19 protein-coding genes and 1 tRNA gene are annotated in these 25,324 nt (G+C 63.5%); 3 read left to right on the top strand and 17 right to left on the bottom strand.

Annotated elements, in window-relative coordinates; all coding sequences use genetic code 11:
- Positions 1-22 precede the first annotated feature (22 nt).
- Together rpsG and rpsL are read right to left on the bottom strand one after the other, a co-directional pair.
- Complete coding sequence (gene rpsG / locus K288_RS0132180) at positions 23-493, bottom strand: 30S ribosomal protein S7 (protein ID WP_027583249.1); 471 nt, start codon at positions 491-493, stop codon at positions 23-25.
- Between the two features lie 15 nt (positions 494-508).
- The gene (rpsL, locus tag K288_RS0132175; RefSeq protein ID WP_006611834.1) at positions 509-880 is read right to left on the bottom strand and encodes a 30S ribosomal protein S12; all 372 of its coding nucleotides are present in this window, start codon (positions 878-880) and stop codon (positions 509-511) included.
- A 671-nt stretch (positions 881-1,551) separates the two neighbouring features.
- Between rpsL and K288_RS47170 the strand changes: the two genes are divergently transcribed.
- Complete coding sequence (locus K288_RS47170) at positions 1,552-2,739, top strand: NAD(P)/FAD-dependent oxidoreductase (RefSeq protein ID WP_152535770.1); 1,188 nt, start codon at positions 1,552-1,554, stop codon at positions 2,737-2,739.
- A gap of 3 nt (positions 2,740-2,742) precedes the next feature.
- On the opposite strand, the gene K288_RS0132165 is transcribed toward K288_RS47170, so the two are convergent.
- The 12 genes from K288_RS0132165 to K288_RS0132110 all read right to left on the bottom strand — a co-directional run bounded on the left by K288_RS0132165 (position 2,743) and on the right by K288_RS0132110 (position 20,913).
- Entirely contained in the window at positions 2,743-4,773 is a 2,031-nt protein-coding gene (locus tag K288_RS0132165) for an ABC transporter ATP-binding protein (RefSeq protein WP_027583248.1), read from the bottom strand.
- 141 nt (positions 4,774-4,914) lie between these two features.
- Positions 4,915-6,969: an FAD-dependent oxidoreductase gene (locus K288_RS0132160; RefSeq protein WP_027583247.1), complete on the bottom strand. Its 2,055-nt coding sequence runs from the start codon at positions 6,967-6,969 to the stop codon at positions 4,915-4,917.
- Between the two features lie 178 nt (positions 6,970-7,147).
- The gene (gene rpoC / locus K288_RS0132155) at positions 7,148-11,353 is read right to left on the bottom strand and encodes a DNA-directed RNA polymerase subunit beta' (protein ID WP_027583246.1); all 4,206 of its coding nucleotides are present in this window, start codon (positions 11,351-11,353) and stop codon (positions 7,148-7,150) included.
- Positions 11,354-11,479: 126 nt separating this feature from the next.
- Complete coding sequence (gene rpoB, locus K288_RS0132150; protein ID WP_027583245.1) at positions 11,480-15,598, bottom strand: DNA-directed RNA polymerase subunit beta; 4,119 nt, start codon at positions 15,596-15,598, stop codon at positions 11,480-11,482.
- Positions 15,599-16,099: 501 nt separating this feature from the next.
- Positions 16,100-16,480, bottom strand: a complete 381-nt coding sequence (gene rplL / locus K288_RS0132145; protein WP_027583244.1) for a 50S ribosomal protein L7/L12 — start codon at positions 16,478-16,480, stop codon at positions 16,100-16,102.
- A gap of 56 nt (positions 16,481-16,536) precedes the next feature.
- The gene (rplJ, locus tag K288_RS0132140) at positions 16,537-17,055 is read right to left on the bottom strand and encodes a 50S ribosomal protein L10 (protein ID WP_027583243.1); all 519 of its coding nucleotides are present in this window, start codon (positions 17,053-17,055) and stop codon (positions 16,537-16,539) included.
- A gap of 537 nt (positions 17,056-17,592) precedes the next feature.
- Positions 17,593-18,549: a 2-hydroxyacid dehydrogenase gene (locus tag K288_RS0132135; RefSeq protein ID WP_027583242.1), complete on the bottom strand. Its 957-nt coding sequence runs from the start codon at positions 18,547-18,549 to the stop codon at positions 17,593-17,595.
- Between the two features lie 98 nt (positions 18,550-18,647).
- Positions 18,648-19,340 (bottom strand): 50S ribosomal protein L1, encoded by a 693-nt coding sequence (gene rplA / locus K288_RS0132130; protein WP_043161285.1) that lies wholly within the window; start codon positions 19,338-19,340, stop codon positions 18,648-18,650.
- 6 nt (positions 19,341-19,346) lie between these two features.
- On the bottom strand, positions 19,347-19,775 hold the full coding sequence (gene rplK, locus K288_RS0132125) for a 50S ribosomal protein L11 (protein ID WP_027583240.1): 429 nt from the start codon (positions 19,773-19,775) through the stop codon (positions 19,347-19,349).
- A gap of 102 nt (positions 19,776-19,877) precedes the next feature.
- Complete coding sequence (gene nusG / locus K288_RS0132120; RefSeq protein WP_027583239.1) at positions 19,878-20,429, bottom strand: transcription termination/antitermination protein NusG; 552 nt, start codon at positions 20,427-20,429, stop codon at positions 19,878-19,880.
- The gene (gene secE, locus K288_RS0132115) at positions 20,429-20,620 is read right to left on the bottom strand and encodes a preprotein translocase subunit SecE (protein WP_016840554.1); all 192 of its coding nucleotides are present in this window, start codon (positions 20,618-20,620) and stop codon (positions 20,429-20,431) included. Before secE ends, nusG begins: the two co-directional genes overlap by 1 nt.
- Before the next feature lie 217 nt (positions 20,621-20,837).
- Positions 20,838-20,913: transfer RNA gene (locus tag K288_RS0132110), tRNA-Trp, on the bottom strand.
- Between the two features lie 153 nt (positions 20,914-21,066).
- Here K288_RS0132110 and K288_RS0132105 point away from each other — a divergent pair.
- Positions 21,067-22,287, top strand: a complete 1,221-nt coding sequence (locus tag K288_RS0132105) for a serine hydrolase domain-containing protein (RefSeq protein ID WP_027583238.1) — start codon at positions 21,067-21,069, stop codon at positions 22,285-22,287.
- Positions 22,288-22,430: 143 nt separating this feature from the next.
- On the opposite strand, the gene K288_RS0132100 is transcribed toward K288_RS0132105, so the two are convergent.
- Positions 22,431-23,198: an SDR family oxidoreductase gene (locus K288_RS0132100; protein WP_027583237.1), complete on the bottom strand. Its 768-nt coding sequence runs from the start codon at positions 23,196-23,198 to the stop codon at positions 22,431-22,433.
- Positions 23,199-23,271: 73 nt separating this feature from the next.
- Positions 23,272-23,979: a histidine phosphatase family protein gene (locus tag K288_RS0132095; protein WP_027583236.1), complete on the bottom strand. Its 708-nt coding sequence runs from the start codon at positions 23,977-23,979 to the stop codon at positions 23,272-23,274.
- Positions 23,980-24,130: 151 nt separating this feature from the next.
- On the opposite strand from K288_RS0132095, the gene K288_RS0132090 reads away from it, so the two are divergent.
- Positions 24,131-24,916, top strand: coding sequence for an SDR family oxidoreductase (locus K288_RS0132090; protein ID WP_027583235.1), 786 nt, complete (start codon positions 24,131-24,133; stop codon positions 24,914-24,916).
- Between the two features lie 92 nt (positions 24,917-25,008).
- Here the strand turns inward: K288_RS0132090 and K288_RS0132085 are convergent.
- Positions 25,009-25,324, bottom strand: a 316-nt coding sequence (locus K288_RS0132085; protein WP_027583234.1) for a transposase, incomplete at its 5' end; no start/stop codon positions are given.

The raw sequence follows: 25,324 nt of genomic DNA, 5'->3' as shown, positions 1-25,324 counted from the left end.
TCCTTAAATTCCGTTGTTCGCCTTACCAGCGATAGTGCGAGAAGGCGCGGTTGGCTTCCGCCATCCGGTGCACGTCTTCACGCTTCTTGACGGCGTTCCCCCGGTTGTTCGACGCATCGAGCAGCTCCGCCGAGAGCCGCTCCGTCATGGTCTTCTCGTTACGCTCGCGCGCGGCCGAAATCAGCCAGCGGATGCCGAGCGCCTGCCGGCGCACCGACCGGACTTCCACCGGCACCTGATAGGTCGCACCACCGACGCGGCGGGAACGCACTTCGATCGTCGGCATGACGTTCTCGAGCGCCTGCTCGAACACGCCGAGCGGATTCTGCTTAGTCTTGGCCTCGATCATGGTGAGCGCGCCATAGACGATGTTCTCGGCGACCGACTTCTTGCCGGCGTACATGACCGAGTTCATGAACTTTGTGATGACGATGTTTCCGAACTTCGGGTCCGGAAGCACTTCACGCTTTTCTGCAGAGTGACGACGCGACATCTTACCTGTTCCCGCTTACTTCGGACGCTTGGCGCCGTACTTCGAACGACGCTGCTTACGGTTCTTGACGCCCTGGGTATCCAGCACGCCGCGGAGGATGTGGTAGCGCACGCCCGGCAAGTCTTTGACGCGGCCGCCGCGGATCATGACCACCGAGTGCTCCTGAAGGTTATGACCCTCACCCGGGATGTAGCCGATCACCTCGAACCCATTGGTCAGGCGCACCTTGGCGACCTTGCGAAGCGCCGAGTTCGGCTTCTTCGGGGTCGTCGTGTAGACGCGCGTGCACACGCCGCGCTTCTGCGGCGACTGCTGCAGCGCCGGCACCTTCTTGCGCGACTTCTGCACTTCCCGTGGATTTGCGATCAGCTGGTTGATCGTCGGCATGTCAGCCTTCACCCTTCAAGTTCGCGCGGAACCTCACTGGCCCCGCAAATTCTTCTCGGGAACGAGCCGCCCGTCCGGCCGCCTCACACGAAAACCATTCGCGCAAAACGAAATCGCGCCCACCACTCATTGCTGAGCGGAAGCGCTTGACGCCACAGAGGACCGCGATCCCGACCGATCAGCACTCGCTGTCCGGTTGAAAACCGAGGTCATGCATCCGAGTTTACTCTCAAGAGAACGCGCTCAAGAGAACAAAAATCGTCCTGGCATTGCCTAGCTATCATCGACAGCGTTTGAGCGGCATTCGTCGAGGTTGGTGCCCGCCTCAGTCCAAGTAGGCCTGATAGGGTGTTCCGTTCCGACGCTGGCGTAGCTCACCGCCTGTCGTTAAGTGCGCGCCTTGTATAAGCGGTAGATAGTGAAGTCAAGCAAAACGACAATACGAGAAACGCCTCTGCCGCCAGTAGATTTGGCACTTTCGCGCAGTCAGCGCGAGTGAAAATCGCAAGGCCTGCCGCCCTCCTCTGGACGAGTCGGCCGATTATTTTTACCCGGGCAAAAATATCCTAAAACGGCCTTTGCGCGGCTCGTATCGGGAGAAATCGCGCGAAATAAGCCTTTGTTTGCCATTGCGGGCGCAAAGAACCTGCCTGGAGGCTGCTGATTTCCCCATGCGCTATACCGACATCGCGATCATCGGCGGGGGACTGGCTGGCTCCACGGCAGCCGCCATGCTGGGCCGCGCCGGCATTCCGACCGTCCTGATCGATCCGCACGATGTCTATCCGTTCGATTTTCGTGTCGAGAAGCTGGGCGGCGGTGTGCAGATCGCGCGATTCGCGAGGACCGGATTGGCCGAGGTGGTGCTTCCGGGCGCGACTCACGCGCGCGAAAACTGGATCGCCCGTTTCGGCCGTCTGCTCGACAGGGCGCCGGTCGACCAATACGGCATCATGTACGACGAACTCGTCAACGCGATCCGAGCCGAGATCGCCTCCCCGGCCGAGTTCATTTGCGGCAAGGTCACCAACGTTGCGATAAGCGCCGAGCGGCAGCAGGTGACGCTCGGCGGCGGCGAGACGATCTCGGCCCGGCTGGTTGTGCTTGCCAACGGGCTGAATGTGAGCTTGCGCCGCATGATCGGTATCGAGCGGGAGATCACCAGCCCCTGCCATTCGATCTCGCTCGGCTTCGACCTTGTCCCCGTCGGGCGGCCGGCATTCCCGTTCCCGGCGCTGACCTATTTCTCGGAGCGGCCGAGCGACCGCGTTCCCTATCTGACGCTGTTTCCGGTCGGAGAGCGGCGGATGCGCGCCAACCTGTTCGTCTATCGCCAGGCCGACGACCCCTGGCTGCGCGAGATGCGGGTGAACCCGGTCAGAACGCTCGATGCCGCGCTGCCCAGACTTTCCCGGATCACCGGCGAATTCGCCGTCGCCGGCGACATCAAGGTGCGTCCGGCCGATCTCTCTGTCAGCACCAATTATCGGCGACCGGGCATCGTCCTGGTCGGCGATGCCTTCTCAGTCACCTGCCCGGTCACCGGTACCGGCACCGACAAGGTGTTCACGGACGTCGCCCAGCTCTGCAATGTCCATATCCCGGCGTGGCTTGCCAGCGAAGGCATGGGCGAGGACAAGATCGCCGCGTACTATGATGATCCCGTCAAGACGGCTTGCGACGCGTGGTCAATGGCCAAGGCCTTCGACTTCCGCCGGGTGTCGATGGACACCGGCCTTTACTGGCGCGCGCAGCGCGGCGCCCGTTTCCTGTCGTGGCTTGGCCGAGGTGCGCTGCGGCGCCTCGGTGGCCGACGGCGCCGGACAACCATTCAGGGCGCGCTGCCGCAGACGCCTTAGCGATCACTCCTCGTCGTCGTCCTCATCATCGTCTTCGTCCTCGTCGGCCTGCGCGGAGGCATTGTGCGCGACATGACCCTGATCGTCCCAGAGCTTGCGATAGACTCCGTTCGCCGCGAGCAGCTCGGCATGCGTGCCGCGCTCGATCGCCTTGCCGCCGGAGATCACGATGATCTCGTCCATGTCGACCACCGACGTCAGCCGGTGCGTCGACCAGATCATGGTGCGGCCCGCGGCAACCCTGAACAGCGTACGGTTGATCGCGGCCTCCGTGGTCTGGTCGAGGGCCGAGGTGGCTTCGTCGAGCAGCAGCACGGACGGATTGCGGATGATGGCGCGCGCGATCGCGATACGCTGGCGCTGGCCGCCTGACAGCGTATCGCCGCGTTCGCCGACCACGGTGTCGTATTTCTGCGGCAGGCTCATGATGAAACGATGGATCTCGGCCTTGCGCGCGGCGTCCACGACTTCCTCGTCGCTCGCGCCTTCCTTGCCGAGGCGGATGTTCTCCCGGATCGACATGTTGAACAGCATGTTCTCCTGGAACACGACCGCCATGCTCCGCCTGAGCGATTCGCGCGTCACCTTGCGGATATCGACACCGTCGATGGTGACGCGGCCCTCGTCGGGCACGTAAAGCCGCAGGATCAGGTTGAGCAGCGTGCTCTTGCCGGAGCCGGAGGGGCCGACGATCGCGATGCGCTGGCCGACCTTGAGCTTGAGGCTGAAATTGTCCAGCAGCGGCGCCTGGCTGCCCTCGTACTGGAAGGTCACGCGCTCGAAGGTGATGTCATTGGAGATGCGCGGCAGGTCCGGCGCGCCGGGCCGGTCGGCGCCGCGCGTCGGCTCGTCCAGGAGCTCCTGGATGTGGTGCACCGCCGCCGCCGACTGGATCGATACCGGAATGAAGTGCATGAGGTGCGCGATATTGTAGGACACCTCCCAGAATGCGCTTTCGAAGGTGACGAAGGTGCCGATGGTGATCTGGCCCTTGGTGGCGAGATAGGCGCCGAGCGCGAGCACCACGAGGTGCAACAGCAGCACCGCGATGGTGACGGTGCGCTCGACCATGGTCGACAGGAACATGGCCGAGGCCGCCTTGAGCCGCACATCGTTGTTGCGCATCGTGAACCAGCCGAGCGCGCGGCGCTGCAAATTGAACGCCTTTACCACGGCCTGGGCTGCGACATTCTCCTGCACGGTGCCGAGCAGCGCGGCCTCGTTCAGCTTCTGCTCGTAGTTGGCCTGTACCGCTTTCGGGGTCAGGATCCGTGGTCCGATCAGGGTGATCGGAAACACCAATAGCGCGACTGCGGCGAGCTGCCAGCTCAGGAACAGCATCAGGATGATGCCGGCAATCAGCTCCAGGAACGGCAACGCGGCGCTGTTGGCGAAGCTCTTGACCGAGCCTTCGAAGGCCGAAAGGTCGATCGAGAAGCGCGACAGGATCTCGCCGCGCTTGGTGCGGGCGAAATAGGACGACGGCAGGTTCTGGACGTGCCCGAACAATCCGGTCCGCACGTCGGAAATGATGCAGGCGGCAAGCCGCGCGTCCCAGCGCTCGTACCAGACCGCGATGATGGAGGTGATGATCCCGGCGGCGGCGAGCACGCCGAGGATCTTGTAGAGGGCCTGAAAATCTTCCTCGCCGAGCGCATCGTCGATCAGGAATTTCAGGCTGAGCGGCATGATGACGTTGAACAACGTCTCGACCACGACGCCGAAGCTGACGAAGACCAGCATCCGCTTGTAGTTGACGAGATACGGCTTGACGAAGCCGTAGATCGTGGCGAGCGCGCCGGCGGCTTCCTTCGCGGTGAAGACGACGAGGTCCTCGTCCTCATCATCGTCCTCAAGCTCGACCTCGTTCTCGTCGTCGGCTTCGTCATCATCATCGGCAGGCGGCGTCGACGAAGGCTTCCCGCCGGGTCTGGGCGCAGCGGGATCGGCATTCACCCCGAGCTTCTTTTTCAGCTCGAGTTCATCCGTCGCAACGGGATTGTGACCGTCAGATGATGAGGGCTTCGATGCCATGAAACCAACCGATACTGCACGGTCGGCATGACCGCAAATCGAGAGCGACAGCGCGACAGACGCTATGCCAACGATTCTATGCGATCAGCAAGGATTGGGCAAAGCAATTGAACCGGCCGGTTAGGGCGGTCAATCACCGGATCAATCCTCGTCCTCGACCTTGTCGAAGAACGAATAGCGCAACGCGTCGGAGTCGCCGTACCAGTGGCCGGGCCCCTTGTTGGCGGCGCGCGCCGCGGTCCACAGCGCCTCGGTGCAGTCGTGACGGTGGGCGGCGAGATCAAAACCGTTGCCGAAGAACAGTTCCGACCATTCCCACCAGGTGGCGAGCTTCTTTACGCCGCGCAACAGATCATAGCGGTCGATCAGGCCGGGCGCGAGGTCCGAGGTCACCGAGCCGAACACGAGGCCGGTCCTGACCACGCGATGCATTTCGCGCGCCGCGCGCACCACCTGCTTGCCGCCGAGATGGCAGAGGCTGGTCTCGAACACGAAGTCGAATTCGTTGTCCTTGAACGGCAGGTCGAGGACCGAACCGAGCTTGTTGTACGTCTGCAGCGCCTTCGGCGTCTTGCCGTGGATGAAGCGGTTGTTCTCCACGCCCCAGGCGTCAACCCCGCGCTCGCGGAGCGCGCCGACCAGTTCGCCGCTTGCCGAGCCCGCCACTAGGAGCTTGTAGCCCTTCGCCTCGCCCCAGACGATCTGGATCATCTCCATCAGCAGCGCGGGATCGGTGAAGTGGCGCCACGCTTCGCTGTACGGACCCAGCCCGCGATAATTCTCGAAATAATTGCGGTCGATCTTGTCCGACAGCGGCTGGTCGGCCTGGGCGCGGGCGCGACGCAGGCGGACCATCTCGGTCAGGATGATGTCGGTCGCGGCATCGGAGGAATCGAGCAGACCGTTCAGCGTGGAATCGAACAGGTAGTCGCCGACCACGACGATGCCGGGATGCTCCTTCGGCTCGGGACGATGGTTGGTCAGGACGTCGCGCGCCAGCGGGCCGCCGGGCAGCGCGTTCACCGAGCTCAGCCAGCGGTGGATCTTGCCCTCGAGGAAATGCTCGCGCGCCTTGCCGAAGGAAGCCGGCAGCGACTTCAAGGCGGCGTCGATCAGTTCCTGGTCGCTCAGATTGGCGAAGGCCAGCGCGTCCGAACCCGCGATCAGCCAGTTCAGGACGCCGTGCCTGCCAACGTCGTGGCGCGAGCCTTCGTTATAGACACAGCAGCCGCCGAACGCCTCCGACATGAACCAGGAGCCCGGGATCTTCTCGCCCCAGAACGGCTCGTCGAACAGGATCGAGACGCGCAGATAGTGCGCCGGGCGGTCGAAATAGGCGATGTGCTTGACCATCGACTGGCGCAGCTCCTCGCCATCCCAGCCGAGCGTGGTGAGCCAGGAATGCGGCAGGCAGACCAGCACGAGGTCGAAGTCGCGCGTCTCCGGCCCCTTCCCGTTCATCATGTTGAGGCGGTAGCGGCCGTTGCCGGCCTTGCCGACCTTCAGCACCCGGTGATTGAGCTGGATGTCGGCATCGACCTCCGAGCGCAGGCACTCGATGAGCTGCTCATTGCCGTTCTGGATCGAGTACAGGCCGATATAGCCGTCGATATCCATCACGAAATTCTTCAGCGCGTTGAGCCCGTTGGTGTTGTGGCTCTCGGTCGCGATGTCGGAGCGCGCCATCACCTTGAAGAAGCGCTTGGCGGTCGGGTCGTCGACCTCCTCGTCGAGCAGTTGCTCGCAGGTCTTGTGGGCCCAGGGATGCTCGTTGTCGTGCGCGCCGACGCCCTCATAATATTCGACCGGCGAGATCATCTCGGTGCAGCGCTTGCGGAACGCTTCGATCGCATCGGCAGTCTTCGCACCGTATTTGCGGCGCATGCCCGGCACGTCGTTCAGGAGCTCGCCGTCGAGCTGGACCTGCTCGGCATCCATCGGGATGGTCTGCAGGCCGAAATGCTGGATCAGCTCGCGCAGCGGATCCGGGCCCGTCATCGAATAATCGTAGATCTCGGCGACGCCGGCCTCGTAGGTCGCGGGCGCGGAAGCGAATTTGCGCGTGACGATCTTGCCGCCGAGCCGGTCCGACGCCTCGTAAATGGTGACGCGGCAGAGCTCGCCAAGCTTCCGCTTCAGGTACCAGGCGCTCATCAGGCCGCCGGGGCCGCCGCCAACGATTGCGAGATCAAGCATGGGGATTCCGTTCTTCCGGGCGGGCGAAGCACCCGGCTCAGCCGCTCCTAGCAGAAGCGCTTTTCTGTCTGAAGGAAAGATGAACAAAGCGCATTCCTGCAGCGCAGCACAAGAGGAGAACAGCAAAAAGGCCGGCAAAAAGCCGGCCTTTTCGTGAGTACCGTAGTTTTGCGGAGTGTTACTCCGCGGGCGGCAGCGGCAGCGCCAGCGGCTCCGCTTCGGGCGCGGACGGCACGATCGCCGCCTGCTTCTCGCGCTCGTCGAGGATCAGCTTGTCGCGCTTCATGGCGACTTCGCGGATCCGCGCCATCGAGGCGCCCGTGCCTGCCGGGATCAGCCGGCCGACAATGACGTTCTCCTTGAGGCCTTCCAGCGGGTCCACCTTGCCGTTGACGGCGGCTTCGGTGAGCACGCGGGTGGTCTCCTGGAACGACGCCGCCGAGAAGAACGAGCGTGTCTGCAGGCTCGCCTTGGTGATGCCGAGCAGCACCGGCGTTCCGGTCGCGGGCTTCTTGCCCTCTTCCTTGGCCTTGGTGTTGAGCGCGTCGAACTCGATCTTGTCGACCTGCTCACCCGAGATCATGTCGGTGTCGCCCTGATCGGTGACCTCCACCTTCTGCAGCATCTGACGGACAATCACCTCGATGTGCTTGTCGTTGATGAGCACGCCCTGCAGCCGGTAGACCTCCTGGATTTCGTTGACCAGGTAGGCAGCGAGTTCCTCGATGCCCTTGATCGCCAGGATGTCGTGCGGCGCCGGATTGCCTTCGACGATGAAGTCGCCCTTTTCGACGATATCGCCGTCCTGAAGGTGGATGTGCTTGCCCTTCGGGATCAGGTACTCGCGCGGCTCCTCGGTCTTGTCGGTCGGCTCGATCGAGATGCGGCGCTTGTTCTTGTAGTCGCGGCCGAAGCGGATGGTGCCCGCCACTTCCGCGATGATCGCCGCATCCTTCGGCTTGCGCGCCTCGAACAGTTCGGCCACGCGCGGCAGACCGCCCGTGATGTCGCGGGTCTTGGCGCTCTCGGTGGAGATACGCGCCAGGATGTCGCCCGGCTTGACCTGCGAGCCGACGTCGACCGACAGGATCGCATCGACCGACAGCATGTAGCGGGCATCGCCGCCACGCGCGAGCTTCATCACCTTGCCGTCCTTGCCCTTGACCACGATGGCCGGGCGCAGATCCGCGCCGCCGCGCGACGACCGCCAATCGATGACGACGCGCTTGGCGATACCGGTGGATTCGTCCAGCGTCTCCGAGATCGACTGGCCCTCGACCAGGTCCTCGAACCCGATCGTACCCTCGACTTCGGTCAGCACCGGACGGGTGTACGGATCCCACTCGGCGATGCGCTGGCCGCGCTTGACCATATCGCCCTCGTCGACATGCATGCGCGAGCCGTACTGGATGCGATGGGTCGCACGCTCGGTGCCGTCGGCATCGACGATCGCAACCACCATGTTGCGGACCATCGCGATCAGGTGGCCTTCGCTGTTGCGGGCGATCGCCTTGTTCCTGATCACGATCTTGCCGTCGAAGTTCGACTCCACGAACGACTGCTCGTTGATCTGCGCCGCGCCGCCGATGTGGAACGTGCGCATCGTCAACTGCGTGCCCGGCTCGCCGATCGACTGCGCGGCGATCACGCCGACCGCCTCGCCGTGGTTGACCGGGGTGCCGCGGGCGAGATCGCGCCCGTAGCACTTCGCGCAGATGCCGTTGATGAGCTCGCAGGTCAGCGCCGAACGGATCTTCACCTCCTGGATGCCCGCCTTGTGGATGGCGTCCACATGGGACTCCTCCATCAGCGTTCCGCGCGCGACCAGGACATCGTTGCTCGTGGGATCACGCACGTCATCGCAGGCCACGCGGCCCAGGATGCGCGAGCCGAGCGAGGCGACCACCGTGCCGGCATCGATGATGGCGCGCATCTTGATGCCGAGATGGGTGCCGCAGTCGCTGGACGTGATGATGCAGTCCTGCGCCACGTCGACCAGGCGGCGGGTCAGGTAACCGGAGTTCGCGGTCTTCAACGCGGTGTCCGCGAGGCCCTTGCGGGCGCCGTGGGTCGAGTTGAAGTATTCGAGCACCGAGAGGCCTTCCTTGAAGTTGGAAATGATCGGCGTCTCGATGATCTCGCCCGACGGCTTCGCCATCAGGCCGCGCATGCCCGCGAGCTGACGCATCTGCGCCGGCGAACCGCGCGCACCGGAATGGGCCATCATGTAGATCGAGTTGATGTCGGCATCCGCTCCGGCGGCCGTCTTCTTGGTCGAGGAGATCTCCTTCATCATCGCCTTGGCGACTTCTTCGCCGGCCTTCGACCAGGCGTCGACGACCTTGTTGTACTTCTCGCCATGGGTGATCAGACCGTCATTGTACTGCTGCTCGAAATCCTTCGCCAGCGTACGGGTCTGGTCGACGATCTTCCACTTCGACGCCGGCACGACCATGTCGTCCTTGCCGAACGAGATGCCGGCCTTGAAGGCGTTGTAGAAGCCGAGCGCCATGATGCGGTCGCAGAAGATCACCGTCTCCTTCTGACCGCAGTGCCGGTAGACCTGGTCGATCACGCCGGAGATCTCGCGCTTGGTCATCAGCTTGTTGATGATGTCGTACGAAATCCGCTGGTGCTTCGGCAGCAGATTGCCGAGCATGACGCGGCCCGCGGTGGTTTCGATCCAGCGCTTGCTCTTCTTGCCCTCTTCGTCGGTGCCCTCCCACCGGTACTTGATCTTGGTGTGGAGGTGGATGACCTTCGAGTGCAGGGCATGCTCGAGCTCGGCCATGTCGCCGAACACCTTGCCCTCGCCGGGCAGGCCTTCGCGCATGATCGAGACGTAGTAGAGGCCGAGCACGATGTCCTGCGACGGCACGATGATCGGCTGACCGTTCGCGGGGTGCAGGATGTTGTTGGTCGACATCATCAGGACGCGCGCTTCCAGCTGCGCTTCGAGCGACAGCGGAACGTGCACGGCCATCTGGTCGCCGTCGAAGTCGGCGTTGAACGCGGCGCAGACCAGCGGGTGAAGCTGGATCGCCTTGCCCTCGATCAGCACCGGCTCGAACGCCTGGATGCCCAGACGATGCAGCGTCGGCGCGCGGTTGAGCAGCACCGGATGCTCGCGGATCACCTCGTCCAGGATATCCCAGACCTCGGGCCGCTCCTTCTCGACCAGCTTCTTGGCCTGCTTCACGGTCGTCGACAGGCCCTTGGCGTCAAGCCGCGAATAGATGAACGGCTTGAACAATTCGAGCGCCATCTTCTTCGGCAGGCCGCACTGATGCAGGCGCAGCTCGGGACCGACCACGATCACCGAACGGCCGGAATAGTCGACGCGCTTGCCGAGCAGGTTCTGGCGGAAGCGGCCCTGCTTGCCCTTGAGCATGTCGGCGAGCGACTTCAGCGGGCGCTTGTTGGCGCCCGTGATGACGCGGCCGCGGCGGCCGTTGTCGAACAGCGCGTCGACGGCCTCCTGCAGCATGCGCTTCTCGTTGCGGATGATGATGTCGGGCGCGCGCAGCTCCATCAGCCGCTTCAAGCGATTGTTGCGGTTGATGACGCGGCGGTAGAGGTCGTTGAGGTCCGACGTCGCGAAGCGGCCGCCATCGAGCGGCACCAGCGGGCGCAGGTCCGGCGGGATCACCGGAATGACCGTCATGATCATCCATTCCGGCTTGTTGCCGGAGACGCGGAAGGCCTCGACGATCTTCAGCCGCTTGGCGAGCTTCTTGTGCTTGATGTCGGAGTCGGTCTCCTGCATCTCGGCGCGCAGCGAGAGCTCGAGCTTCTCCAGCTCGAGGCCCTTCAGCAATTCGCGGATCGCCTCTGCGCCGATCATGGCGGTGAAGCTGTCCTGGCCGTATTCGTCCTGCGCCTTCAGATATTCATCTTCCGACAGGAGCTGACGGTCCTTGAGCGCGGTCAGACCCGGCTCGAGCACGACGTAGTACTCGAAGTACAGGATGCGCTCGAGATCCTTCAGCGTCATGTCGAGCAGAAGGCCGATGCGCGACGGCAGCGACTTCAGGAACCAGATGTGGGCAACGGGCGCCGCGAGCTCGATATGGCCCATGCGCTCGCGCCGGACGCGCGACAGCGTCACCTCGACCGAGCACTTTTCGCAGATGATGCCCTTGTACTTCATGCGCTTGTACTTGCCGCACAAGCACTCGTAGTCCTTGATCGGCCCGAAGATGCGGGCGCAGAACAGCCCGTCCCGCTCCGGCTTGAAGGTGCGGTAGTTGATGGTCTCCGGCTTCTTGATCTCGCCGTAGGACCAGGACAGAATCTTCTCCGGGGACGCGATCGAAATCCGGATCTGGTCGAAGACCTGGGCCGGCGTCGTCGGATTGAAAAGATTCATAATCTCTTGGTTCATGGTCTTCTCCTCGCATGCCGGTCCAAAGCCAGCAGCAAATTCCGAAACTCTGCTCACCGAGCGCCCTGCTCGCACGTAGCTGCAGGGCGCGGATGCCCGGTTTGAAACCGGGCATCATGTGTCGTGTTACTCGGCCGCTTCCGACGTCGGCGCCGGTCCCACCTTGGAATTGTGCAGGTCGACGTTGAGGCCGAGCGAGCGCATTTCCTTGACCAGCACGTTGAACGACTCGGGGATACCAGCCTCGAACGTGTCGTCGCCGCGCACGATCGCCTCGTACACCTTGGTACGGCCGGCGACGTCGTCCGACTTCACGGTCAGCATCTCCTGCAGCGTGTAGGCCGCGCCATAGGCTTCAAGCGCCCACACCTCCATTTCGCCGAAGCGCTGGCCGCCGAACTGCGCCTTGCCGCCCAACGGCTGCTGGGTGACCAGCGAGTACGGGCCGATCGAGCGGGCGTGGATCTTGTCGTCCACCAGATGGTGCAGCTTCAGCATGTAGATGTAGCCCACCGTCACCTTGCGATCGAAGGGATCGCCGGTGCGGCCGTCATAGACGGTCGACTGTCCGGAGGCGTCGAAGCCGGCAAGCTTCAGCATCTCCTCGATGTCGGCCTCCTTGGCGCCGTCGAACACCGGGGTTGCGATCGGCACGCCATGGCTCAGATTGCGGCCAAGCTCGATCAGCTCGTTGTCGTTCAGCGAGCGGATCGTTTCATCGTCGCCATAGATCCTCTTCAGGGTCTCGCGCAGCGGCTTGAGATCCTGCCTCTGGTAGTAGGCGTCGATGGTCTGGCCGATGCGCCTGCCGAGGCCGGCGCAGGCCCAGCCGAGATGCGTCTCGAGGATCTGGCCGACGTTCATGCGCGAGGGCACGCCGAGCGGGTTCAGCACGATGTCCGCATGCGTACCATCCTCGAGGAACGGCATGTCCTCGATCGGCACGATCTTGGACACCACGCCCTTGTTGCCGTGGCGGCCGGCCATCTTGTCGCCGGGCTGGATCTTGCGCTTCACCGCGACGAAGACCTTGACCATCTTCATCACGCCCGGCGGCAGTTCGTCGCCGCGCTGCAGCTTTTCGACCTTGTCGAGGAAGCGCTGCTCGAGCCCCTTCTTCGACTCGTCGTACTGCTTACGCATCGCCTCGATCTCGGCCATCAGCTTGTCGTTGGGCGAGGCGAACAGCCACCACTGCGACTTCGGATACTCATCGAGTACCGCGCGGGTGATCTTGGTGTCCTTCTTGAAGCCCTTCGGACCGGAGATGCCCTGGCGGTTCTCCAGGAGCTCGGCGAGACGGTTGTAGACGTTGCGGTCGAGGATCGCCTGCTCGTCGTCGCGGTCCTTGGCAAGACGCTCGATCTCCTCGCGCTCGATCGCCAGCGCACGCTCGTCCTTGTCGACGCCGTGGCGATTGAACACGCGGACTTCCACGATCGTGCCCTGCACGCCCGGGGGCACGCGGAGCGAGGTGTCGCGGACGTCGGAGGCCTTTTCGCCGAAGATGGCGCGGAGCAGCTTCTCTTCCGGCGTCATCGGGCTTTCGCCCTTCGGCGTGATCTTGCCGACCAGGATGTCGCCGGCGCGCACTTCCGCGCCGATATAGACGATGCCGGCTTCGTCGAGGTTCTTCAGCGCTTCTTCCGAAACGTTCGGAATGTCGCGCGTGATTTCCTCCGGACCCAGCTTGGTGTCGCGCGCCATCACCTCGAACTCCTCGATGTGGATCGAGGTGAAGACGTCGTCCTTCACGATCCGCTCGGAGAGCAGGATCGAGTCTTCGAAGTTGTAGCCGTTCCACGGCATGAACGCGACCAGCACGTTGCGGCCGAGCGCAAGCTCGCCGAGATCGGTCGACGGACCGTCAGCGATGATGTCGCCCTTCTTGACGATATCACCCACCTTCACCAGCGGACGCTGATTGATGCAGGTCGACTGGTTGGAGCGCTGGTACTTCATCAAGCGGTAGATATCGACGCCCGACTTGGTCGGATCGAGATCCTCGGTGGCGCGGATGACGACGCGGGTGGCGTCGATCTGGTCGATCACGCCCGAGCGGCGGGCCGCGATCGCAGCGCCCGAGTCACGGGCAACCACGCCTTCCATGCCAGTGCCGACGAACGGCGCCTCGGCGCGAACCAGCGGCACCGCCTGGCGCTGCATGTTCGAGCCCATCAGCGCGCGGTTGGCGTCGTCGTTCTCGAGGAACGGGATCAGCGCCGCGGCCACCGAAACGAGCTGCTTCGGCGACACATCCATGTAGTCGACCTTGTCAGGCGTCACCGGCAACACTTCGCCGGCGTGACGGCAGACCACGAGGTCCTCGGTGAAGCGGCCCTTCGGATCGAGCGGCACGTTGGCCTGCGCGACGCGGTAGCGGCCCTCCTCCATCGCCGACAGGTACACCACCTCGTCGGTGACGCGGCCGTCCTTGATCTTGCGGTAGGGCGTCTCGACGAAGCCGTACTTGTTCACGCGCGCAAACGTCGCGAGCGAGTTGATCAGGCCGATGTTCGGACCTTCCGGCGTCTCGATCGGGCAGATACGGCCGTAATGCGTCGGGTGCACGTCGCGCACCTCGAAGCCGGCGCGCTCGCGGGTCAGACCGCCCGGGCCAAGCGCCGACAGGCGCCGCTTGTGGGTGATCTCCGAGAGCGGGTTGGTCTGGTCCATGAACTGCGAGAGCTGCGAGGAACCGAAGAATTCGCGCACGGCAGCCGCCGCAGGCTTCGCGTTGATCAGGTCCTGCGGCATGACGGTGTCGATATCGACGCTCGACATGCGCTCCTTGATCGCGCGCTCCATGCGGAGCAGACCGATGCGGTACTGGTTCTCCATGAGCTCGCCGACCGAGCGCACGCGGCGGTTGCCGAGATGGTCGATGTCGTCGATCTCGCCCTTGCCGTCGCGCAGGTCGACCAGCGTCTTGATGACGGCCAGGATGTCTTCCTTGCGCAGCGTGCGATGGGTGTCGGGCGCATCGAGTTCGAGGCGCATGTTCATCTTGACGCGGCCGACCGCCGAGAGGTCGTAGCGCTCGGAATCGAAGAACAGCGACTGGAACATGGCCTGCGCCGAATCCAGCGTCGGCGGCTCGCCCGGACGCATCACGCGGTAGATGTCGAACAGCGCGTCCTCGCGCGTCATGTTCTTGTCCGCCGACAGGGTGTTGCGGATATAGGCGCCGACATTGACGTGGTCGATGTCGAGCAGTGGCAGGTCCTTGTAGCCCTGCTCGTTGAGCGACTTCAAAAGCTTCTCGGTGATCTCCTCGCCGGCTTCGGCGTAGATCTCGCCGGTCTTCGGATTGACGAGGTCCTCGGCGAGGTAATTGCCGACCAGTTCCTCATCCGACAGACGCAACGCCTTGAGGCCCTTCTCCTGCAGCAGGCGGGCCTGGCGCACGGTGAGCTTCTTGCCGGCCTCGAGCACGACCTTGCCGGTGTCGGCGTCGATCAGGTCGTTGACCGTCGAATAGCCGCGGAAACGGTTGGCGTCGAACGGGACGCGCCAGCCTTCCTTGGTGCGCTTGTAGCTGATCTTCTTGTAGAAGGTCGAAAGGATCTGTTCGCCGTCCAGACCGAGCGCGTACATCAGCGAGGTCACGGGAAGCTTGCGGCGGCGATCGATGCGCGCGAACACGATGTCCTTGGCGTCGAACTCGATGTCGAGCCAGGAGCCGCGATAGGGGATCACGCGCGCCGCGAACAGGAGCTTGCCCGAGGAATGGGTCTTGCCCTTGTCGTGGTCGAAGAACACGCCCGGCGAGCGGTGCATCTGGGAGACGATCACGCGCTCGGTGCCGTTCACGACGAAGGTGCCGTTCATCGTCATGAGCGGGATATCGCCCATGTAGACGTCCTGCTCCTTGATGTCCTTGACCGACTTGGCGCCGGTCTCCTCGTCGATATCGAACACGATGAGGCGCAGCGTCACCTTGAGCGGCGCAGCGAAGGTCATGCCGCGCTGGCGGCACTCGTCGACGTCATATTTCGGCGGCTCGAACTCATAGCGCACGAACTCCAGCATCGAGGTGCCGGAGAAATCGGAGATCGGGAATACCGAACGGAACACGGCCTGCAGGCCCTCGTCCGGCCGCCCACCCTGGGGCTCATCGACCATCAGAAACTGGTCATAAGATGCCTTTTGAACCTCAATGAGGTTCGGCATCTCCGCCACTTCCTTGATGTGACCGAAGAACTTGCGTACGCGTTTCCGACCGGTGAATGTCTGCTGCGCCATCGGGGCCTCTCATTTTCGCCGCCCTTTTGGGGCGTACCTTCCGGAGCGCAGCTGCCACCGCGCCCGGGTTGAATTTCGATTCGTTTTGAAAGGAACAAGGGCCAAATTCAGGAAATAAATCCTCAATTCGTTCTTGTGACTTTCAAAACGCAAAAGGACGCGCGGGGCGCTTGACGCACCCGCCCGTCAAAAGTCGTCGCTTCACGGACTGAAAAAGCCCGAAATCTGCCTGTCTCCCAACGGTTCTCGTCGGGAACCCTGCCGCCCCCGCCGCCAACCGTGTTTTCCGCTGCCACCCCGATATGGGACGGCGATCATGGAGATTCGAGGGTTAAACCCACGAATCCCCACACTTTTTTGTGTACCACGCGTAGCGCGACAACCCGCCGCACATATTTTGCATGGCCTGCCCCGGATCGTGCTCGGCTGCGCCGCGCCCTGTCCGGGACTGCATCCCGGGCTTGCTGCGCTCGCCCGGGACGTTCGCTCAGTAACTCGCGGTTACTTGAGCTCGACCTTCGCGCCAGCCTTCTCGAGCTGGGCCTTGATCTTGTCGGCTTCTTCCTTGTTGACGCCTTCCTTGACGGGCTTCGGAGCGCCTTCGACGAGGTCCTTGGCTTCCTTCAGGCCCAGGCCGGTGATGGCGCGGACTTCCTTGATGACCTCGATCTTCTTGTCGCCGGCAGCAGCCAGAACGACCGTGAACTCGGTCTTCTCTTCAGCCGGAGCGGCGGCAGCGCCACCGCCACCTGCCGGACCGGCCACCGCCACCGCGGCGGCAGCGGACACGCCCCACTTCTCTTCCAGGAGCTTTGCGAGCTCGGCCGCTTCGAGCACGGTCAGGCTCGAGAGGTCGTCGACGATTTTCTGCAAGTCAGCCATTGATCTGTTTCCTTAAACGTTTGGTTCGAACCAGGGTTTGAGTTTTGCGAAGGGCGTCAGGCCGCTTCGCCCTTTGAGGCATGAGCCTGAATGACGCGCGCGAGCTTGGCCGCGGGCGCATTGGACAGCTGGGCGAGCTTGGTCGCCGGGGCCACGATGAGGCCGACGATCTTGCCGCGCAGTTCGTCCAGCGACGGCAGCGAGGCAAGCGCCTTGACGCCATCGACATTCAGGACGGTTTTACCCATCGAGCCGCCGAGGATGACGAACTTCTCGTTCGCCTTGGCGAAATCGATGGCAACCTTTGGCGCCGCAACCGGATCGTTTGAGGTAGCGATCACGGTCGGCCCCTTCAGAAGGGTGCCGATGGCAGCGACGTCAGTGCCTTCAAGAGCAATTTTGGCGAGACGGTTCTTCGAGACCTTCACCGACGCACCCGCCTGCTTCATCTGCTTGCGCAGCGTCTGCATCTGGGCGACGGTGAGGCCGGAATAGTGAGCAACGATCGCCACGCTCGTGGTCTTGAAGACCTCGTTGAGCTGGTCGACCGCCTCTTTCTTTGCCGCTCGTTCCACAGCAAGCTCTCTCCGGTTGGCGGTCTTTTGCTTGCGCGAGGACCGCCGGGTTGCACCCGTCGTCCCGCCCAAACCTTATTCCTCGGGACCGAAGTCCGAGGGACACGCCGGGCAAGACGACATTCTTTGAAGCCTGCCCTCCCGTCGACCTTCCGGCCGCGGGCTGTCGAGGTTCGAACCAAACCGGCTTCCGCAAGGCCCGCTTAAGGCGTGCGCGAAGCAAATCCGATTTTCACCCGTCTATGCAGGCCATGCGATTAAGCCGTTGAAAAACCGAAGTTTGTCGCGGGCGCCTGCAGTCTCGGACAGGATCGAGGCTGACGACTAAGCCGAAGCCCCTGCCCTCATCCCGACCGGGCCGACGGGTTCGCTTCCTTTCGAGCAATCCAAGTGGATGCCTGGAAGGAAAACTCTCCTATCGAGCCAAGTTTTCGGAATGCGAGCACAAGCGTGCCAGCGATCGCCAGCACGCCCGGAAACGGCTATTTAGCGGCTCGGCCCTCGCTTGCCAAGAGCAAAATTCGGGCCGCGAACAGATCAGGCGAGCCGAACCTGATAAGGCAGCGGTTTGCCGGCGAAAAATGCTTCGAGATTGGCCAGCACGCAGTCCTGCATCGCCACATGCGATTCCAGAGTGTGGCCGCCGATATGTGGCGTCAGCACGACGTTGGGCAACGCGGTAAGCGCATCCGGTGCATGCGGCTCGGTCGCATAGACGTCGAGGCCGGCGCCGGCAATCGTCTGCCCGGACAGCGCCGCAACCAGCGCGCCCTCGTCGATCACGGAACCGCGCGAGATGTTGACGACGAAACCGTCGCTGCCGAGCCGGCGGAGGATATCGGCATTGACGGCGTGGTTGTTGTCCGGGCCGGCCCGCACCGCGATCATCAGGATGCTGCACCAGTCGGCCAGCGCCTCGAGGCTCGAGAAATATTGGTACGGCACCTCGTGCCGGCTGCGGCTGAAATAGCCGACCTCGGTCTCGAAGGCGGCGACGCGCGCGGCGATCTTGCGGCCGATCTCGCCCATGCCGTAGACGCCGACCTTGCGGCCGCGCATGCCCGCCTGCGGCCGCATCATCGGCGACGGTTTTGCTCCCGCCCAGTCGCCGCTCCGCACATAATTGTCCGCGACCGGCAGCCGGCGGACCGCCGCCAGCATCAGCGTCACCGCAATGTCGGCCACTGAGGCCGCATTGGCGCCGGGGCTGTTGCCAACCGCAATGTTACGCTTGGCGGCGGCAGCGAGATCGATGCCGTCATAGCCCGTGCCATAGCAGATGATCGCGCCGAGCTTGGGCATCATGTCCATGGCGTCGCCCGCGAGCCGTCCACTACCGCCGGCGGTGATCAGCGCCCGGATGTCGGCGAGTTCGTTGGCCGAGAACGCCTCGTCCGGCCGCTTGCCGGCCGCGTTGAGCAGCTCATAGCGCTCGCCGAAGCGCTGGAGTTGGGCTTTGGGAAAGCGCGAATAGATCAGGACTTTATCGGGCATTGTTGTTGTTTCCTGCAAGCTGCGCCACGCCTTAAAGCGAAGGGCGGAACCGGCTGCCCGATCCCGCCCTCTTTGATACTTATACGCCCTGCCAGCGGTTAGCCGAGCAGCGTGCCCGGCTCTACCTTCACGCCCGGGCCCATGGTGGACGAAACCGCCACGCGCTGGACGTAGGTGCCCTTGGCGCCGGCCGGCTTGGCCTTCACCACGGCATCCGCGAGCGCCTTGATGTTCTCGACCAGCTTGTCCTCGGAGAACGAGGCCTTGCCGACGCCGGCCTGGATGATACCGGCCTTCTCGACGCGGAACTCGACCGAGCCGCCCTTGGCGCCCTTCACGGCGCCGGTGACGTCCATGGTCACGGTGCCGATCTTCGGGTTCGGCATCATGCCGCGCGGACCGAGCACCTTACCGAGACGGCCGACCAGCGGCATCATGTCGGGGGTGGCGATGCAGCGGTCGAAGTCGATATTTCCGGCCTGCACCTTCTCGACCAGGTCTTCGGCGCCGACGACGTCGGCACCTGCCGCCTTGGCCTCATCCGCCTTGGCGCCGCGGGCGAACACGCCGACGCGGAGCGTGCGGCCGGTGCCGTTCGGCAGGGTCACCACGCCGCGCACCATCTGGTCGGCATGACGCGGGTCGACGCCGAGATTGATCGCGACCTCGATGGTCTCGTCGAATTTCGACTTGGCCCGTTCCTTGACCAGCTTGATGGCGTCCGCGAGCGGATAAAGCTTTTCGCGGTCAATACCTTCGCGGGCCTTTTTCAAACGCTTTCCGATTGTCATGGCGCCTTACCCCGCAACTTCCAGACCCATCGAACGGGCGGAGCCCTCGACCATCTTCATGGCCGCTTCGACGGTGTCGCAATTGAGATCCTTCATCTTCTTCTCGGCGATCTCGCGCACCTGCGCCTTGGTCACCTGGCCGGCCTTGTCGCGGCCCGGCGCCTTCGAGCCGGACTGGATCTTGGCCGCCTGCTTCAAGAAGTAGGACATCGGCGGCGTCTTCATCTCGAAGGTGAAGGAACGGTCCGCGTAGATCGTGATGATCACCGGGATCGGGGTGTTCTTCTCTTCCTTCTGCGTCTGGGCGTTGAACGCCTTGCAGAATTCCATGATGTTGAGACCGCGCTGACCGAGCGCGGGACCGATCGGTGGCGACGGGTTCGCCGCACCGGCCGGGACCTGAAGCTTCAGGTATCCGGTCACTTTCTTTGCCATGTATCACTCCTGTTGTGCCGGGCGCCGCCCGGCGGGTTCAGGTTCCGTGGTTCGGATCAGAGCGGCTGGCGACCGCCCCGTTCCTCCCACGTCCTCTTCAAATCAGACCTTCTCGACCTGACCGAATTCCAGTTCGACCGGGGTAGCGCGGCCGAAGATCGACACCGCCACCTTCAGGCGCGAGCGCGCCTCGTCGATTTCTTCCACCACGCCCGAGAACGAGGCGAACGGCCCGTCGGCCACCCGCACATTCTCGCCGATCTCGAACGACACCGTGGCCTTCGGCCGTTCCACGCCCTCCTGCACCTGCTGCAGGATGTGCATGGCCTCGGCCTCCGAGATCGGCATCGGCTTGTTTTCTGCGCCGAGGAAACCCGTCACCTTCGGGGTGTTCTTGATCAGATGGAAGGCTTCGTCGGTGAGCTTCATCTTCACCAGCACGTAGCCGGGGAAGAACTTGCGCTCGGCATCGATCTTGCGGCCGCGGCGCACCTCGGTGACCTTCTCGGTCGGCACCAGCACCTGCTCGAACAGTTCCTCCAGCCCGCGCTGCTTGGCCTGTTCGCGGATCGATTCAGCCACCTTCTTCTCGAAGTTCGAGTAGGCGTGGACGATGTACCAGCGCTTGTCGGTTGATTGCGTTAGCGTGCTCATCAGTGGATGCCCAGGATGAGGGTAATAAGATAGCGGATGATTTGGTCCGCGGCGAAGAAGAAGATCGACGCCAGCGCGACCATCACGAACACCATGATCGTGGTGATCGTCGTCTCACGACGGGTCGGCCAGGTGACCTTGGCGGTCTCCGAGCGCACTTCCTGCAGGAATTTGAACGGGCTGAAAGCCATTCTTTAAAGTCCGCGTCCGTCGTCAGACGATTCAAGTGTTTCAGGAATCCGAACAGTCCTTGAGCGCCCAGCCCTCTCGCGAAGGATGAGCCGGTAAACAGGCTCGATTGTTCGGGGGATTTAAAGCCGCGCCGGATATCCGCCTTTTAAACGCGGGCCGGCAGCAGGTGGCGGGTATGTACTGCGGGAGCGGTGAAACGTCAAGATATGCGCACGCTGGCAGGAGTGGCAGGGCTCGAACCTGCGACCCCCGGTTTTGGAGACCGGTGCTCTACCAATTGAGCTACACTCCTAAGGAACCGCGGCGTCGCCGCCGGTTCGCGCCGTTTGAAGCACAGGGCATGCCCCGAATGCAAGGGTGAAGCAGTAAACGCCCTGTTCAAGATCACACTTCTCGGCCAGACTTCGCCCCGTCGCCGCGACAACAAGAAGCAACGGGAGAGACCATGACCGCGCAAACCGCCACCAGGCCGACATCCGCCCCGCAAACGCCACCCCTGCCCTCCGCCAAGCCGGAGCAGCTTGGCCTGTCCAGCGTCCGGCTGCAGCGGATGTCCGACACCTTCAAGCGCGAGGTCGACAAGGGAACCATCCCCGGCGCCACCGTGCTGGTGGCCCGCCGCGGCCAGATCGGCTGGTTCGACACCATCGGCCGGCAGGCTCCGGAGGGGGCGCCAATGGCGCATGACACCCTCTTCCGCATCTTCTCGATGACCAAGCCGATCGTCTCGGTCGGCATCATGATGCTGCTGGAGGACGGCCACTTCCTGCTCAGCGATCCCGTCGCGAAATTCATCCCGGAATTCGCCGAGACCAAGGTCGGCGTCGAGCGCGACGGCAAGCTCGAATTGGTGCCGGCCAACCGCCCGATGACGATCCAGGACCTGCTCCGCCACACCTCGGGCCTGACCTACGACCACACCGGCAACGGCCTGGTGCAGCAGCTCTACCAGCAATCGCGGCTGCGCAGCCGCAAGATCACCAACGCCGAGCACGCGACCCTGCTCGCGAGCATGCCGCTGATCTGCCAGCCCGGCGCCGAGTTCAACTACAGCCGCTCCACCGACATCCTCGGTCGCATCATCGAAGTCGTCAGCGGCAAGACGCTCGGCGCCTTCCTGACCGAACGCATCCTGGCGCCGCTGCAGATGACCGAGACCGGCTTCTACACCGGCGAGGAGAATGCTACCCGGCTTGCCGAGGCGTTTCCGACCGATCCGTGGAACGGCGAGAAGGTGCAGCTGTTCAACATGCTGGAGAAGCCGGCGATGGAATCCGGCGGCGGCGGGCTGGTCTCCACCACGATGGACTATGCCCGCTTCTCGCAGATGCTGCTCAATGGCGGCACGCTCGACGGCAACAGGATCATCGGCCGCAAGACGCTGCAGCTGATGGCGTCGAACCATCTCGGCCCCGAGGTCAAGACCCAGGGCACGCTGGTCCCGGCCGGCCATGGCTTCGGCCTCGGCTTTGCGGTGCGCACGCATCAGGGCATCGCGCCATTTCCGGGCTCACTCGGCCAGTTCTTCTGGAGCGGCGTCGCCGGCACCTTTTTCTGGATCGATCCGGTCGAGGAGCTGTTCGCGGTGTTCATGTCGCAGGGCCCGGGCCAGCGCGACTATACGCGCACGCTGGTTCGAAACGGCGTCTACGCCGCGCTGGACTAACGCACCACTCGCGGTCATGCCCCGCGACGGCGGGGCATCCAGTATGCACCGGCGCTCGTCGGAATCGAGACGCCGGTGGTTACTGGATCGCCCGCCTGAGCGGGCGATGACAGGAGAGTATGTCGATCGAGCGCGCATACACCTCAACTGATCGTCGCGCCGCCGTCGATCACCACCGTCTGGCCGGTCATGAAGTCGCCGGCCTTCGATCCCATCAGCACCGCGCAGCCCGCGATCTCGTCGGGGATGCCGATGCGCTGCAGCGGCGAGCGCGCGGTCGAGGCCTTCAGGTTCTCCGGATTGTCCCACAGCGCCTTGGCAAAGTCGGTCTTGATCAGGCCGGGCGCGATGCAATTCACGCGGATATTGTGCTTGCCGTATTCGCAGGCGAGGTTGCGCGCGAGCTGCATGTCGGCCGCCTTCGAGATCGCGTAGGCGCCGAGAATGGTCGAGCCCTTCAGGCCGCCGATCGAGGACACGATGATGATCGAGCCATCTTTGCGCTCGATCATCTGCGGCACCACCATCGAGATCAGCCAGTTGTTGGCGACGATGTTGTTCTCGAGGATCTTGCGGAACTGATCGTCGGAGATGCCGGCCAGCGGACCGTAATAGGGATTCGATGCCGCGTTGCAGACGAGAACATCGATCTTGCCGAAGGCGCGGTTGCTTTCGTCGACGAGGCTCTGAAGGTTTTCCTTGCTCGAGATGTTCGCCGGGATCGCAACAGCAGTGCCCTTCCCGAACTTGTCGTTGATCTCTTTCGCCACCTGGTCGCAGACATCGGCCTTGCGCGATGAGATCACCACCTTGGCGCCATGCTCTGCCATGCGCTCGGCAATGGCGAGGCCGATGCCGCGTGTCGAGCCGGTGATGACGGCCACTTTTCCCTTCATGTCGAACAAGCTCATGTTTCTCTCCCACATATGAGGTCTTGATATTGGTCCCGAGCCAAGCAGCGCTTGCCGCCGTTTGACGGCCGCGTCAGGCGAGCTTGTTCTCCGGCACGACTTCCGGTCCGGCCGGCTGATGCATCGCGGCATGCTTTGCGTCCGCGATCCATGGTTGCTGGTTCACCATCGGCAACCGCCAGAGGCTGGTGTCCACGCTAGCGATATGATCGAGCCGCGTCACCGAACAATTGTCGATGTCGAAGGCAAGTCCCCTCTCCGGCTGGCCGCCGAGCGCCAGTCCGACGGCGGCCTTGATGGTGCCGCCATGGCCGACGGCAATCACGTCCTTGCCGGCTTCTGCGGCATTGATCCGCACGATCGCGCGGCAGACGCGGGTATAGAGGTCCATGAAGCTCTCGCCATCGGGCGCGGGCTCGTTGATGTCGGCGAACCAGTGGCTGCCGACCGGACGGCTGGCGAGGAACGCGGCGCGGTTCATGCCCTGCCACCGGCCGAGATGCTGTTCGGCGAAGGCGGCTTCTTTCGTCATGCCAACCGGCTTCGGAAAGCCGGCTGCCCAGATCGCCTCCGCGGTCTGATGCGTGCGCATCAGGTTGCTTGCGTACCAGACCGCGGTGCGCGGCAGGATCTTCGCGACCGCGTCGAACACTTCGCGATCGCCGGTGTCGCATTCAATGTCCTTCTGGCCGTAGATGTTGCCGCCATCGCTGCGCACCGGCGCATGCCGCACCCACCACCACCGCGTCGTGACCACCTTTGACTTGTCGGCATTGGACATCAGAAGGCTCCCTAGAATAGTGTCGGCGTGTCCTACGTCAGAGCACATAACGGCTCAAGTGACTTGTCTGAAGTGACTCGGGCGTTTGAAATCTTGTTTGAATTCCGCGAAGCGGCAAGCGCCGACAAGCAAAGCTACCAGGGAGAAAGACATGGGCCGCCTCGAAGGCAAATCCGTCATCATTACCGGCGCGGGAAGCGGCATCGGGCGCGCTGCCTCTCTGTTGTTCACCAAGGAAGGCGCAAAGCTGATCGCGGTCGACCGCACCGAGGGCGTGCACGAGACCGCAAAGCTCGTCCGCGATGCCGGCGGCACCGTCGAAGCCGTGATGGCGGATGCGGGCTCCGAAGCCGATGTGAAGGGCTTCATCGACAAGGCCGTGTCGAAACATGGAAAGCTCGACGCGATCTGGGCCAACGCCGGCATCAGCGGCGGCCTGGTGCCGCTCGCCGACCAGACGGTCGAGCACTGGCAGGAGGTGCTGCGCATCAACCTGATCGGACCGTTCCTCGCGATCAAGCATTCGATCCCGCACATGACCAGGCAGGGATATGGCTCGATCATCTGCACCGCGTCGGTCGCGGGTTTGAAGGCCGGCGCCAGCGGACATCCATACGGCGCCAGCAAGGCCGGCGTCATCAGCCTGGTGCAGACCACGGCCTATTCGCTGTCCGGCACCGGCGTGCGCATCAACGCGGTCTGCCCCGGCCTGATCGAGACCGGCATGACCAAGCCGGTGTTCGACCGCGCCAAGGAGCGCGGCACCTCCGACAAGATCGGCCAGCTCAATCCGCTCAAGCGCGCCGGCCAGCCGCACGAGCTCGCCGCGATGGGACTGTTCCTTGCAAGCGATGAGGCGTCTTACGTCAATGGCCAGGCGATCCCTGTCGACGGCGGTCTCACGGCGTCGATGCCGTATGCGGGCAAGCCGATTTAAGTTGCGTAGGTGACGCGCGTTCTTCCCTTCTCCCCTTGTGGGAGAAGGTGGCGCGCATGAAATGCGCGACGGATGAGCGACTATCTGGATTGTCAAGTTGCATTGGCGTATTGGATGCGCGCATCGCGTGCTTTTGCGTTGAGGATGACGAGCAGTTTGCGGGCGAGGGCGATGCGGACCACCATTTTTTCCTTGCCGGCCTTGAGCAGCCTATCGCGGAAGGCTTGCAGCTTCCGATCGTAGCGGGCGGCAATAGCGGCGACCAGGAAGAGGATCGAGCGGACGCCGGCGCGGCCTCCGCGGGTGGGTCGCTTGCCCTTTCGCTTGCCACTGTCATTGGCGGTCGGAGCGAGGCCGACGAGCTTGGCAATGGCTTTGTTGGAGATGACGCCGATCTCCGGCAGCTCG

Source organism: Bradyrhizobium sp. Ai1a-2 (assembly GCF_000426245.1).
Classification (GTDB): Bacteria; Pseudomonadota; Alphaproteobacteria; order Rhizobiales; family Xanthobacteraceae; genus Bradyrhizobium.
Note: the sequence above shows the minus strand (reverse complement) of the source record. Positions and strands in the feature narration are given on the sequence as shown.